The sequence below is a fragment of the Corynebacterium sp. c25Ua_89 genome, assembly GCF_047459735.1.
Taxonomy (GTDB): domain Bacteria; phylum Actinomycetota; class Actinomycetes; order Mycobacteriales; family Mycobacteriaceae; genus Corynebacterium; species Corynebacterium simulans.
Genome location: NZ_JASBOD010000006.1, coordinates 170,599 through 184,110, shown reverse-complemented (window position 1 = coordinate 184,110; position 13,512 = coordinate 170,599). Strand labels below are relative to the sequence as shown.

14 protein-coding genes and 1 other RNA gene are annotated in these 13,512 nt (G+C 57.8%); 2 read left to right on the top strand and 13 right to left on the bottom strand.

Translation table 11 applies throughout. The annotated features are described in order from the left end of the window. Positions 1-200: 200 nt before the first annotated feature. From QKB66_RS10250 to QKB66_RS10225, 6 genes are all read right to left on the bottom strand, one after another. Positions 201-956, bottom strand: coding sequence for an ABC transporter ATP-binding protein (locus QKB66_RS10250; RefSeq protein ID WP_070733154.1), 756 nt, complete (start codon positions 954-956; stop codon positions 201-203). Next, positions 953-1,996, bottom strand: a complete 1,044-nt coding sequence (locus tag QKB66_RS10245; protein WP_070456347.1) for an iron chelate uptake ABC transporter family permease subunit — start codon at positions 1,994-1,996, stop codon at positions 953-955. The genes QKB66_RS10250 and QKB66_RS10245 overlap by 4 nt, the downstream gene beginning before the upstream one ends. Continuing rightward, complete coding sequence (locus QKB66_RS10240; RefSeq protein ID WP_414253233.1) at positions 1,986-2,990, bottom strand: ABC transporter permease; 1,005 nt, start codon at positions 2,988-2,990, stop codon at positions 1,986-1,988. The genes QKB66_RS10245 and QKB66_RS10240 overlap by 11 nt, the downstream gene beginning before the upstream one ends. A gap of 69 nt (positions 2,991-3,059) precedes the next feature. Next, positions 3,060-4,073, bottom strand: coding sequence for a siderophore ABC transporter substrate-binding protein (locus QKB66_RS10235; RefSeq protein ID WP_062035635.1), 1,014 nt, complete (start codon positions 4,071-4,073; stop codon positions 3,060-3,062). 184 nt (positions 4,074-4,257) lie between these two features. Next, a complete protein-coding gene (locus QKB66_RS10230; protein ID WP_414253232.1) occupies positions 4,258-5,643 on the bottom strand; it encodes a M20 family metallopeptidase in 1,386 nt (461 codons plus the stop codon). Position 5,644: 1 nt separating this feature from the next. Next, positions 5,645-7,294: an AbgT family transporter gene (locus QKB66_RS10225; protein ID WP_239299748.1), complete on the bottom strand. Its 1,650-nt coding sequence runs from the start codon at positions 7,292-7,294 to the stop codon at positions 5,645-5,647. A gap of 215 nt (positions 7,295-7,509) precedes the next feature. Here QKB66_RS10225 and QKB66_RS10220 point away from each other — a divergent pair, with 215 nt between their 5' ends. After that, positions 7,510-8,847 (top strand): M20/M25/M40 family metallo-hydrolase, encoded by a 1,338-nt coding sequence (locus tag QKB66_RS10220; RefSeq protein ID WP_414253231.1) that lies wholly within the window; start codon positions 7,510-7,512, stop codon positions 8,845-8,847. 26 nt (positions 8,848-8,873) lie between these two features. Here the strand turns inward: QKB66_RS10220 and QKB66_RS10215 are convergent, their stop codons facing one another. Both QKB66_RS10215 and QKB66_RS10210 read right to left on the bottom strand, forming a co-directional pair. Continuing rightward, entirely contained in the window at positions 8,874-9,158 is a 285-nt protein-coding gene (locus QKB66_RS10215) for a hypothetical protein (RefSeq protein WP_070456356.1), read from the bottom strand. Between the two features lie 67 nt (positions 9,159-9,225). Continuing rightward, positions 9,226-9,531: a transcriptional regulator, SarA/Rot family gene (locus tag QKB66_RS10210; protein WP_070518268.1), complete on the bottom strand. Its 306-nt coding sequence runs from the start codon at positions 9,529-9,531 to the stop codon at positions 9,226-9,228. 273 nt (positions 9,532-9,804) lie between these two features. Here QKB66_RS10210 and QKB66_RS10205 point away from each other — a divergent pair, with 273 nt between their 5' ends. Continuing rightward, positions 9,805-10,401 carry an excalibur calcium-binding domain-containing protein gene (locus QKB66_RS10205; protein WP_414253230.1) on the top strand — a complete coding sequence of 199 codons (597 nt, stop codon included), beginning with the start codon at positions 9,805-9,807 and terminating at the stop codon, positions 10,399-10,401. Between the two features lie 77 nt (positions 10,402-10,478). Here the strand turns inward: QKB66_RS10205 and ssrA are convergent. From ssrA to ftsE, 5 genes are all read right to left on the bottom strand, one after another. Next, positions 10,479-10,857, bottom strand: a transfer-messenger RNA (tmRNA) gene (gene ssrA / locus QKB66_RS10200). 122 nt (positions 10,858-10,979) lie between these two features. Next, entirely contained in the window at positions 10,980-11,336 is a 357-nt protein-coding gene (locus tag QKB66_RS10195; protein WP_062041685.1) for a DUF488 domain-containing protein, read from the bottom strand. Between the two features lie 27 nt (positions 11,337-11,363). Continuing rightward, positions 11,364-11,864 (bottom strand): SsrA-binding protein SmpB, encoded by a 501-nt coding sequence (gene smpB / locus QKB66_RS10190; protein ID WP_061921111.1) that lies wholly within the window; start codon positions 11,862-11,864, stop codon positions 11,364-11,366. 24 nt (positions 11,865-11,888) lie between these two features. Beyond that, a complete protein-coding gene (ftsX, locus tag QKB66_RS10185) occupies positions 11,889-12,791 on the bottom strand; it encodes a permease-like cell division protein FtsX (RefSeq protein ID WP_248092115.1) in 903 nt (300 codons plus the stop codon). Further along, positions 12,792-13,481, bottom strand: a complete 690-nt coding sequence (ftsE, locus tag QKB66_RS10180) for a cell division ATP-binding protein FtsE (RefSeq protein ID WP_061921107.1) — start codon at positions 13,479-13,481, stop codon at positions 12,792-12,794. Between the last annotated feature and the right edge of the window lie 31 nt (positions 13,482-13,512).

The following is a 13,512-nucleotide window of genomic DNA, read 5'->3' as shown; positions in this document are numbered from 1 at the left end:
TCACTTCTTTGATTAGTGTCAAATCCGTGAAGAAAAATTCATCCTCGTCTCAACTTGTTAACCTTGCGGCCACCTTGTTGCGACTTGGAATAATTTAGCGCGCACTAGTGTTAGTACACAAATCGCCAGGTAAATCCACCATTTCGGAGACAAACCTGGCGTATCAAGCAACGCCCAGAGGGGGCGACGTCGTCAAGCAGTTAGTGATAGCAGGCCAACAATCCATCTGGGCCGTCGATAACTTTGATGGGCGTATTGAAGATTGGGGTCAGCACCTCGTCGCGCATGACCTCCTTCGGATTACCGAAGGCCACCACTTCCCCATTCTTCACCGCACAGATGTGATCGGCGTAGCGAGCAGCGAAGTTGATGTCATGCAAGACGATGATGATCGTGCGCCCGAAGTTCTGCGCGGCCTCCTTGAGGTGCTTCATCATTTCCACGGAGTGCGCGATATCAAGGTTGTTGAGAGGCTCGTCCAGCAAAACGTAATCAGTCTCCTGACACAGGACCATCGCCACATACGCGCGCTGACGCTGGCCGCCCGAGAGCTGATCCAGGTAGCGATCCTCCAAATCGCTGAGGTGAAGGAAGTCAATGTACTTGGAGATGATCTCCTCGTCCTCAGCCGTCAGGCGGCCATGCGAGTACGGGAAGCGGCCAAACCCCACGAGCTGACGCACCGTCAGCTTCGTGATGAAGTGGTTCTCCTGCCGCAGGATCGACAAAATCTTGGCCAAGTCCTGGGACTTGGTAGAGGCGATGTCCAATCCAGCGACCTCAATGGTGCCTTCGTCGATATCGAGCAAACGCCCCACCATCGTCAGCAGCGTGGACTTGCCGGCACCGTTGGGCCCCACAAGCGCGGTGATACCGCCGGCCGGAATGTCGAGGGACACTGGGCCAATGTTCGTCTCGTGGGAATAGGTCTTCGCAACGTTATTGAGTGTGATCACAGTCTGCCCTTTCGCAAAATGACGATGAGGAATACCGAGCCGCCGACAAGTTCAATGATGATGGATACAACGCCCTGCGCGTAGAAGACGTGCTGCATGAGGAAGTACGCACCCGTGAGCACAGCAAAGGCGGTGGCGATGGCCATGGGGAACAAGTATCGGTGGTCGTAGGTTTCCGCGAACTGGTAGGCCAAGGTTGCCACCAAGAATCCGAGGAAGGTCATGGGACCTACGAGCGAGGTGGTGGTGGCCATGAGAACTGATACCAGGATCAGAGTAAAAATCGCGTTGAACTTGTGATTTACGCCGAGGTTGGTGGCAGCCTCGCGACCAAGCGAGAGCACGTTGAGGCGGCGGGAATTAAAGAAGAGCAACGCCGTCGCCGCAATCACCAGCGGAATTGCGATGGGATAATACTCAGTCTCAGCATTGTTGACCGAGCCAAACAGTCGTGCCGTCAGCACGTCGAATTCGCTGGGTGTCAGCATGCGCTGCATCAGAGTGGACAGCGATCCAAGTCCGCCACCAATGACCACGCCGACCAATAGCATCGCATGCATGTTGTTGCTGCGGTTTGTCAGCAGCCACGAGTACAGGATGAGCGAGAGCACAATCATCACTGCCATCTGGAACAGGAAGGTGCCCATGTTGCGGGCTTCCGTGAGACCCGTGGCGCCTAGGAAGAAGATGGTCGCAGTATTAATCGCCGCGTAGAGCGATTCAAAGCCCATGATGGACGGGGTCAGGATGCGGTTGTTGGTGACCGTATGAAAGGCCACGGTCGCAACGGCTTGACACACAGCCACGATAGCCATGGCGGTCACGGCGTCGGCACGGCGTTGCGCGATGAGCCACCACTTACGCGTTCCGAAGTCCATGGGGTTGTCATACGCCAGCAGGCCAAACGCGAAGAGTGCGCCCGCCACGATGAGCGCCACCAAGATGAGCCAGTACTTGCGCGCTGCTTTGGCCGACTGGAAGGAGCCCACATAGCGCTGCTTGGCGACGTCGCCTGTGCGCTGCTCTGTCTTAACGCTCACGGGTGGACCTCACAATCAGGAATACGAAGACAGCCGCGCCGACCACGCCCAGGATGACGGATACGGGCAGCTCAAACGGCGAAATGACGGTTCGGCCGAGGAGGTCACACAAGGTGACCGTGGCAATACCGAGCAGGCATACCCAAGGAAGGTTTGAGCGCAGGTCATCGCCGCGGAACATGCTCACCACGTTGGGAACGATAAGTCCCAAAAAAGGCAGGGAACCCACGACCACGGTGACCACGCCAGTGGCCACAGCGATGAGCCCGGTGCCGATGAGGATCATTTGGTTGTAATTCAGGCCCACGTTGGTGGCGATTTCTTCGCCCAAGCCTGCGACCGTGAGTTTGTCCGCGTAGAAGAACACCGCGAGCAGCACCAGCAACACGATCCACAGCACCTCGTACTGGCCCTCGTACACGGAGGTGAACGAGCCCATGAACCAGATACCCAGCTGCTGCAGTTTGTCGGTGGTCAGTGCCACGAAAGAGGACACCGCGCTGACGACGGCGCCCAGCATGATGCCGATGATCGGCACGATGAGCGAGGAGCGCAACGTGACTCGGCGCAAGAAAGCGAAAAAGACCATCGTGCCGATGAAAGAGAACACAACAGAAATGACCATGCGGCCAAGCACCGACGCGTGCGGGAGCACGATCATCGAAAAGAGAAGGCCGAGGCCTGCCCATTCCGTGGTACCCGTGGTCGTGGGTTCAACGAAGCGGTTCTGGGTGAGCAGCTGCATCACCAATCCACTCATCGCCATCGCCGCGCCCGCGAGCACCAGGGCGATGGTGCGCGGAATGCGCGTGGTCATAAACATGTTGCGGCCGTCGTCGTGATCAAGGATCGAATACTCCCCCACCATGAGCGAAAGGAGGAGCAACGCCGCTACAGCCACGACGCCGAGCAACAGCTTCCAAGTGAAAAGCTTGCCGCGGGAACGGCGCGCGGGTGGTGCTTCTTGAACCGCGGTTTTCTCTGCTGAAGTCAAAATTTATCTCTTTCACACCAAAAACCGGAAAGCCTTTCGGCGTTCCGGTTTCGGTTCTATTTGTGCAGGTTAGGACTGCTTCTCAAAGGCGTCAGCCAGAGCATTGAGAATCTCAGTGTAGGTAATGATGCTCTCGTTGACGTAGGTATCAGCCGGGGCAACGTAGACGTTGCCCTCCTTGACTGCGGTCACGTTCTTCAGCGCAGCATTCTCGTTAACGAGTTTGTCGCCTGGAACGTGTTCTTCGCCTTCCTTGCTGACGGCTGCGTCGCGGTCCATGACGAGGATCCAGTCCGGGTTGGACTCAGCGATTGCCTCGACGGAGATGTCATCGCCCTCGTGGTCATCGGTTCCTTCCGGAACCTCAAGAGCCGGGGTCATACCGATGAGGTCGAAAACCGGGCCGTAGGTGCGGCCGATCTTCGGCGCGATGTAGCCGATCTCGCCACCGGAGGTGTTCACTGCCATGACCTTCTTGGAAGGATCATAAGCTTCCTTGGCGCGCTTTGCGGCTGCGTCGAAGTCCTCGATGAGCTTGGCTGCATCCTCTTCGTGTCCGAAGGTCTGGCCCAGTGCCTCGGTGTGGCGCTTGAGCTCTTCGAAGAAGTCCTTGTCATCACGCGGCTCAAAGTCGAGCACTGGGACATCTTCCACCAGCTTTTCGATGTCTTCCTGGTGCTGCTCGAAGCGCTGGCCGTTCCAGACCACATCCGGTTCCGCAGCGACGAGAGATTCCAGATCCGGCTCGCGGTGGGAACCGAGGTCAGCTGCGACGGTGTCCTTGTTGTAGACATCGCGCACGGTGGAAGGAACCAACTTCAGCGGTGCGGCGGCAATCTTGACATCCCAGTCAGCAAGAATCTCGAAAGCGCGGTTGTCCGTAACGGCCGGGGCAGAAACCGGGGCAGCAATCTTCTTCTCACCGAAGTTGTCCTCGAGAGTGATCTCCGTGGTCTCGGAGGAGGACGCTGCGGAGGTGTCAGAAGAACCGGAGGTGGACTCTTCAGCAGAAGAGCAAGCGGTCAGAGCCATCGACAGGGCTGCGACGGACGCGACGAGAGAACGACGAATCTTGGCGGTCATGATGTCCTTTTCGAAAGGTTTTCAAATACTCGCCTAACCTAACTGAAGTAAGCCTTACCTTTCAAGCAGCTTTTGTTAGGCAAGCCTACAAATGCAATAAAATATAGGTTGAACTGCACAAAGAGGCGGTTACCCCCACCTCCTTGCACAGTGCAAGAAAACCTACTCGGCGCCTACTCGGCGCCTAGTCCGCGGCCGATTCCGCCAAGAGATCCGCCACCGAAACAGCGCCCTGTTCGGCAAACTCCGCGTTCGCTGCCGCGCGCATTTTCGTGTCCGCCAAGTAGTCAATCGCTACTTGGGCCAAGCCTGCTGCGGAGTCCACTGCGGCCTCGACAGCTGCATCCGTTGCGGCCCAGCGAGCGAAGTCCTCGGTATGCAGGGCAACGTCGGACGGAGAGACCTTGACCATCGGGTGAATGCCCGGCACAAGGTGCGAGACGTTACCGAAGTCCGTGGACGCGGCAAGGGTCTCCGGCACGGTTCCCGCGGGAAGTGCCGTCCTTCCGCGCAGCGTTTGCGTGCGCGTCCACCGCTCCACCAGCGCCTCGTTGTTGCGCACCGGCAGCGTCATCGGGTGCTCGTCCCATTCGACATCGACCTGGACGCCGGCCATTAGCGCAGCCCCCTCAACGATTTCGTTAACGCGTTGGGACAAATCCATGAGGGTCTGGTTGCCCAAGGAACGCACATAGATGTGCATCGAGGCTTCACGCGGAATCACCGAAGGTCGCGTTCCCCCGCCCATGATGGCGTGGACGCGATCGCTCGGAGGCATCTGCTGACGCATCAGGCCAATGCCCTGGTAGGCCAAGGACGCGGCGTCGAGAGCGTTGCGTCCCATGAAAGGTTGCGAACTCGCGTGCGCCGCCACGCCGCGAAAGCGCACGTTTACGCTGCGGCGCCCGACCCACGCGTGCGAGCCAATGTCATAGCCGAAGCCGTGGACCATCATCGCTGCATCCACGGAGTCAAGGCTGCCGCCACGGATCATGTACTCCTTGCCCGAATGCCCCTCCTCAGCCGGGGTGCCCTGCAGCAGCAGGCGCCCCTCGACGCCGCCGTTTTTACGCAGCGCCTCGACCGCGGACAGGAATCCGCCCATGCCCGCGGCCGCGATGACGTTGTGACCACAGCCGTGCCCGATACCGGGCAGCGCGTCATACTCGGCCATGACTGCCACGGTGGGATGAGATGACGCATCGAAATTCGGGCTCCTCCACTCCACCTCGAAAGCGGTTTCCACCCCGTAAACACCGCGTCGGACGGGGAAACCGCGTTGCTCCACGACGTCGGCAAGCATGCCCATCGAGCGGTGCTCCTCGAAGGCCGTCTCTGGGTGAGCATGCAAATCCTGCACGATGTGGGCGGCAAGCTCGCGGTTGGCGTCAGCGCTTTCTGACGCCGCCTTCCACAGCACGTCCTGCCCCGCATAAGCCTCCGCCGGGGATGCTTGCGCCCCCGCGTTGGCTGCTTGGGCGGCCGCCACGCGCTGCGCAATGAGCTGCTCCGTGGCCTCCAGATACGCCGTTGATGGATTGTTTCTTGCGTGATTGTCGCTATCGCACACGTTATCCCTCGATGAAAATGTTGTTGCCCGGACCCAGCGGCAGGTCTGCGTAGAACCAGATGGCCAGCAGGATTGCCCACGCGGTGAAGAACGGAACCACGTATGGCATCAGGCGCGCCATCAGGGTGCCCAGGCCTGCCTTCGGCTCGTAGCGCTGCAGGAATCCCAGCATCACAATCATATACGGGTTCAGCGGAGTGATGATCTGAGTTGCAGAGTCGCCCACACGGAAGGCGCCCTGAATAAAGGCCGGCTCGTAGCCCAGCAGTGCGAACATCGGAACGAACACTGCCGCCATCAGGGTCCACATCGAAGAACCGGAGATGATGAGCAGGTTCAGGCATGAGGCCAAGACGATGAACGCGAGGACCGCGCCAAAGCCGGTGAGACCGATGGATTCCAGGAATGCCGCGCCCTTGACCGCAGTAAAAGTACCGATGCCGGTCCACGCAAACAGCGCCACGAACTGGCCCAAGATGAAGGCCAAGATGAGAAAGCTCAACATGTCTTTCAGCGAGCCAATCATCATGTCGACGACATCCTTGATGCCGTTGACGGTGCCCACGACCTTGCCGTAGACCACACCGAGCACAAGGAAGTACAGGAAGACGATGAAGACGATGGAGCTCATCAGCGGAGACTTCGGCAGGAAGCCTCCGGTCTCGTTACGCCACGGGGAATCTGGCAGAAGAATGGCGAACAACAGTGCCGCGGTAACGATGACGGTGGCAACTGCAGACCACACCAGGCCTTTGCTTTCAGTCAGGGAAAGCTCTGCGGAGAGCTCCTCGCCGTTCTCGTCGCGGTCGCCGCGGTGTGCGGCCTCTTCCGGATCGATGTCCTCTTCGGTAGGCACTTCCTGTTTCCACATGCGCGGCTCGATGACGCGGTCAGTGATGTAACCAGCCAAGACACCGAGAACGATGGAAGATGCCACGTTGAAGAAGTAGTTGGACATTGCGTTCACGTCAGAGGACTCCATGCCCGGGAGGGTTTCCATAACCGCGGTGGTAATACCTGCGAACAGCGCATCCAGGGAGGTCGGGACCAGTGCGGTGGAGTAGCCAGCGCCAACGGCAGCGAAGCCACCGATGAGGCCTGCGACAGGGTGACGGCCGGCTGCCTTGAACACCATCGCCGCCAGTGGCGGAACGATAACGAAGGCAGCGTCAGCCATGACCGATGCGGTCACGCCAATGACGCCGACCGCGTAAGGCAAAAGCCATGGCTTCGCAGAGCCGAAGAACTTGCGAATGAGGGCGGAGAGCATTCCGGAGCGCTCGGCCACGCCGACTGCCAACATGATGGGCAGCACCGTAACCAGCGGCGGGAAGTTGATGTAATTCTCGCCCATCGTGGTGGTAAACCACGACATTCCCTCGCCGGTGAACAAGCCCTTGACGGGCTGGATTTCATCGGAACCAGGCACCTGCACCTTGATGTCCATCCACGCCATGATGGAAGAAGCAACGCCGGTGATGAGGAACAGGATCAGGAAGATGGTAAACGGCTCTGGCAGCTTGTTGCCTACGTATTCAACGCCGTTGAGAAACTTATCGAGCCAACCGTTACTGGCTGGTTGAGTCTTCGCGTCCTTTGCAGGACTTGCACTCCCCTGCGGCTCACTCGTGGTCTCTTTTGTGATGGCCATGGTGGTTCTCCTCGTGTTTTAAGGGGATTGGTCTTTTATTTGTGGTCATCTTGCCCATTTACTGAGGGGTTATCCCCGCGACACTTTCTAGACAATGTAGCTTACATTACATATAACAGTGATGTGCATCTCAACTTTTTATTTATCGGTTAGTATATAGAAATCTTGGAACGTAGGACACTCAACGACAAAACCAGAAAGGCGGCTTCCTCAGAATGGGTTTATTCAACGACACTCTTGAACTCTTGCAGGGATTAATTCGCAATCGTTGCATCAACGACGGCACACCCGGAAGTGGCCACGAGTACCGCAACGCGAACCTGTTGGAGGAGTTCTTCGAGGGCTCGGGAGCCCAGGTGGAGCGCTTCGAGCCAGAACCCGGCCGCGTATCGATCGCGTTTACAGTGCCCGGCAGCAACCCCACAGCGGAACCACTGACGATGCTCGGTCACATTGACGTAGTCCCCGTTGACGTGGACAAATGGACTCACGATCCCTTCGATGCCGAGGTGGTAGACGGTGTTCTGTACGGCCGCGGGGTATTCGACATGCTCTTCATCACGGCGTCGCAAGCCGCAGCCACGCGCGAAACAGCCCGGCGCGCGCAGGCAGGCAACCCGCCAAGGGGAACAGTGACCTTCGTGGGGCTCGCCGACGAAGAATCCGGCGGAAGGTTGGGCGCGCGCTGGATTTCTGAGAACCGACCCGACGCATTCTCTTGGAAGAACTGCCTCTCCGAGACCGGCGGCTCGCATCTGCCGGTGCGTGATGGCAGCGATGCTCTGGTTATCAACGTCGGCGAGAAGGGCATCTTCCAGCGTCGCCTCCATGCCACAGGGGATACGGGGCACGGCTCCCTACCCTATGGAAAGTCTTCATCCATCCTCACACTGGCGGAGGCCGCCCGGCGCGTGGGCGCGTTGGCAATGCCGCCCGCCTATGACCACGTGTGGTCCTGGTTCGTGGAGGCGTTCCACTTCGATCCAGATACCACCGCCGCGCTTGTCGACGGATCCGCAGGGGACGCTACTTACGAGACTTTCGGTAAGCTAGCGGCGTTCGCACACTCTTTTAGTCACACCAACATCGCTTTCACGGGGATTCATGGCGGTAGCGCCATCAACGTCATTCCCTCGAAGGCTTATCTCAACCTCGACATCCGGGCGCATCCGACGGATACCGCGGATTCTGTCGACGCCGCCCTCATTGCGGCGCTGGGGGACATGGCGGATGCGATAAGGATCGAGCATCTCAACAATGAGACCCCCTCGGCATCGCCTGCAGAAGGTCCGCTCTGGGATGCGATGGCTGCGACATTTGGCGAGTTCTTCCCAGAGGCATCAGTTGTGCCCGTCTACGCCTCGGGCGGCTCAGATCTGCGATTCGCCCGCCGCATGGGTGGTGTGGGCTATGGTTTCGCCCTGCATGCTCGCCCACGGGACTTAGCTAGCGCCAACAACGAGCTACATTCACATGACGAATGCCTCCACCTGGAAGACCTAGAACTCACAGTGAAGGCATACGATGCGCTGGTTCAGCGCTTTTGTGGTTAAGAAATGGTGCTCCAGCACCGCGCCGATTAATCCTCGACGACAGAAACCTTGACGTCGATGTTGCCGCGGGTGGCGTTGCTATAAGGGCAGACCTCATGCGCCTTGTCGGCGAGGGCCACCATCTGCAGCGCGGAGTGGAAGCAGGCTGCGTAGCCGGCAGCAAAGAGGAGCTCTGGGTTCGCGGCGCCGCCTTGGCCACCCATCTCCTTAGGAATGGCTAGGTCCATGTCAACCAGGCCATCAGCGGAACGTACGTGGCCGTCACGACCAGCGCCAGTTGCCAGTGCTTCTGCGGTGTAGATTGCGTTCATGTTGTAGCTCCTAATGGGTAAAGGTTTAGCGCACTTGAATGGGTGCAGTTGATTTGATGCAAATGAATTAATGTTCGTGGACGAGCTTGGTAGCCTTCTGCGCGAGTGAGCGCAGCGTATCCATTTCTTCGCGCGAAAGCCCGAGACTATCGATGAGGCAGGATTGCACCCAACCGGCTTCAGCGCGTAGTTCCTGGCCTTGGTCGCTGAGATGAATTAGCACGACGCGCGAGTCTTCTTCGGAACGTTCGCGGGTGATGTAGCCGATTTTCTCAAGGCGCCGCAGCAAGGGCGAGAGCGTTCCACTATCGAGGTGCAGCTTCTCCCCTAGATCGCGGACCGTAATGCCGTCACACTCCCAAAGCGCGAGTATGACAACATACTACGGATAGGTCAGGTCCAGCTCTTTCAACGTACGCAATCTAAATCGGGCAAACCATCACCAAAGTTTTCAGACAGGTTGTCGATTCAGAAAATCTCGATAGCCAATCAAAATAGCCGAGAAGTTCCGATGTCACTTTGCCCTCTAAATGCAATCGTCGAGCAGTAAGATTTTTATTCGCAGTCTTCGCTATTCGCTCATGCGCCGGTAGTGAAACCGTCAATCTCTTTAAAACTAAACCGCTCCCTTCGGAAGGACAGCAGCATGAAACGCCTGCTACCAATTATTCTCGCCGTTCCTCTCGCACTAACTGCATGCGGCAGCGCGGAGGAATCCGCAGACTCCACCACCCCCTCTAGCACCCAAATCACCAGCACTACTTCAGCAACTAGTACCACTGCTACGTCAAGCACATCGGCAACCAGCAGCGCTTCTTTGACTAGTCAAACACCATCACCAACCTTGCCCGTCGATGCAGAAGATGATGACGATCTTCACGTAGTGCCGCCGCAGAACATCGGCCAAGAAAAAGACCCAGTAATCGGTTACACCGAAGCACCTGGAGAAACATCCCCAACACCGATGAACAAAACCATTTCAACCTGTGGCGATCCTTTGCTCCATGAGCGCGGAACAACATTCTTCACAGACGGAACCTCTGGTTGGACGCAGCAATGTTCCAATGAGATGGACGTTCCTGTGGAACCTGCCCAGGCCCCTGCGCCAGCACCTGAATATTCGGGCGGCGCCAGTCGAACCTGCGCTGAGATTGGCCACAAAGTTTACCCCGGCGATCCGGAATACAGTCCCGACCGCGATAGCAACGGTGATGGCGTAGGATGCGAGTCCCAGCCGGGCTAGACGTACCTATGATCCGGTTTAAGTAGCAATTACAGAACGAAGAAAGCCCCAGCTAAACATCGTTTAGCTGGGGCAAGTGGTGGAGCCGCCGGGAATTGAACCCGGGTCCTTCGTCACCTCGCCAGGGCTTCTCCGTGCGCAGTTTGCACAGGATCTCTACTCGGCCCTCCGGCACGGGCAAACACGTTCCGGATGATGGGCCCAGTTGCTCTAGAAGTCCCCTTCCGGCCGAACAACAAACCAGAAAGGCAAGTTCCTTAGTCGATGCCAGGAACCAGGTCAGGAACTAAACCTGGGCTGACAGACACGCGTCGCTGAAATTAGGCAGCGAGGGCGTAGTCACGCTGAGAGTTCTTCTCTGCGTTTATTGGTTGCTGCGACGCTTACGGTGGTCTCCAGCCTGCACCGGCACGCTTCCCCTGGCTCAATGTACGAAGTCGAAACCAAGTCGACCCCATTGACCTACAGAGCGGGTATGTGCAATTCTCTGCGGTTTGATAAACACTACTCCAACACCGGCTTAAGGCTCAAGTCCCTCGGCATAAGCCCTATGTGGTTCATCTCTGCCCTATTGCGCCTTATTGCGCATCCAGCCATTCTTTGAGAACCGTAGCGTGATTTACCTCGCGGTCCTTGGCGGCGAAGATAAGCGTTACTGCGCCCTTGTCCGCGAGGCGGCGTAGGTTTTCCATATCTTCGGCGTCGTTCGCGTCGAGCTCAGACTTATAACGATTGGAGAACTCATCGAATGAATCCGCGTCGTGGTTCCACCACTTGCGCAGCTCAGGGCTGGGAGCTACGTCTTTGAGCCAATAGTCCGGCGCCAAGTCATCCTTGCTTATCCCGCGCGGCCAGAGCCTGTCCACGAGCACCGACTTGCCGGTTACTTTTGCCTCGCCCTTGACGACGTCGTGAGCCTTTGCCGTATGAATCATGGTACCCAGGCTACGTCGTGGCGGCGCTTAGGCGTTGATTCCCTTGATGCGGCGCCCCAGTTCGCGGGTGATTTCGCGGTCTTGATCGCGGCGCTTGATGGCCTCCCGCTTATCGTAGTCCTGCTTACCCTGGGCAAGGCCCAACTCGCACTTGGCGCGGCCATCTTTCAGATAGACCTTAAGCGGCACCAGAGTCTTGTTGCCATCGCGCACCTGCCCCATGAGCTTGTCAATCTCACGGCGGTGCAGCAGCAGCTTGCGAGTGCGCTTTGGCGAGTGGTTTGTCCAAGTTCCCTGCGAGTACTCAGGGATGTGGAGGTTGCGGATATAAACCTCGCCGTCGTCGATGGTTGCGAACGCATCGACGAGCGAGATTTTGCCCTCACGCATTGACTTGATTTCGGTTCCCACCAGGACCATGCCGCATTCGAGGGTATCGAGAATCTTGTAATCGTGACGGGCACGGCGATTGGTGGCTAGGGTCGTGTTGTTATCGACCGCTGCTTTCTTCTTTGCCTTCTTCGCCATAATTTCTACAACTATACGCGGTGCTTACTTGCGCACATAAGCGCGCAGGGTAATCTGCGCCGTCAGTGCAGCAAAGATCAGTGCGAATACGCCCACGATAGGCAGAGCAACCAAAATGTCCGAGCTCTTAATCGGTGCCAGAAGCTGCGATTCGTAGAGATTCTTCAGCGAGGGGTCAACCACCGCGGACTTACCCACGGAGATGCCCACACCAGCGAGCACGACGCCGATCAGCGTTCCGAGGAGTGCTTCCAGCACGAACGGAGCCTGGGTCATCCAGCGGGATGCACCCACCATGCGCATAATCGAGGTCTCACGGGAGCGGTTGAAAGCAGCAATCTGAACCATGTTCGCGATCAGGAAGATAGCTGCGATTGCCATCACGGCTGCGAGCACGAAGGTGGCATTGCGGATGGCGTCCAAGTTATGGGCGGCACCGCGGACTTCTTCTTGCTGGTCAATGATTTCGCCGACCGCCGGGTTGTCTTTGATGGCGTCGATTGGAGCGGTATCCGTGGGATCGACTAAGCGGACGTGGAAGGCCGCTGGCAGCGCGTCGGGAGAGGTCTCCTCCACCATCACAGGATCGGTCTCCTTGAAGAGCTCGACGAAGCGGTCGTAGGACGCCTGACGGTCACGATAAGTCACCGATTCCACGTCGTCTTCGCTTTCCAGCTGCTTCTTCAAGTCAGCGCATTCCGGAGAACTACATTCCGGATCGTTTGCAGAGATGTCCTCATTGAGCTGAACCATGACTTCCACGCGCTCCAAGTAGATCTCCTTGGTGTCGTTGGTCATGTTGGTCACCAGCACGCCGGCGACGACCAGCGCTACGGAAATGGCGGTTGTGATAACCATCGCCACCGTCATGGTCAGGTTGCGGCCGAGCCCCTTAAAAGCCTCGCGTAAAACTAGTCCTAGTTGCATTTACAGAGCCTCTCCGTACAGTGCGTGGTCTTCATCGCGAACGAGCTTGCCGTTGTGCAGCTCGAGGACGCGCTGGCGGGCATCATTGACGGCACGTGCATTGTGCGTAGACATGATGACTGTGGTGCCGCGGCGGTTGATCTGGGATAGCAATCCCAAAATCTCCGAGGCAGTACCCGGGTCCAGGTTGCCCGTCGGCTCATCTGCAAGGACCAACTTGGGGCGGTTAACAAAGGCACGCGCCACGGCAACGCGCTGCTGCTCACCACCGGAAAGCTCGTGCGGCATGCGGTGCTGTTTGGAACCCAAACCCACCATTTCCAGAACTTCTGGAACCGCTTTGTCGATCTTGGACTTCTTCTTGCCAATGACCTCGAGCGCGAAGGCCACGTTTTGGTAGACGTTCAGTTTCGGCAGCAGGCGGAAGTCTTGGAAGACGTAGCCGATGGACTGGCGCAGCTGATTGATCTGGCGGCCTTTCAGCGCATTGACGTGGAAATCGCCGAAGTGAATGTCGCCGGAGGAAACATTCGTCTCACGCACCATCAGCTGTAGGAATGTCGACTTACCGGAGCCGGAGGGCCCGATCAGGAAGACGAATTCGCCGTCATCGATCTGAAACGAGACGTCGTCAAGCGCAGGCCTTGTCGACGTTCTATAAACCTTGGACACATTTTCAAAGGTGATCACTCAAGCCACATTAGCAACATGAGTTAACAAC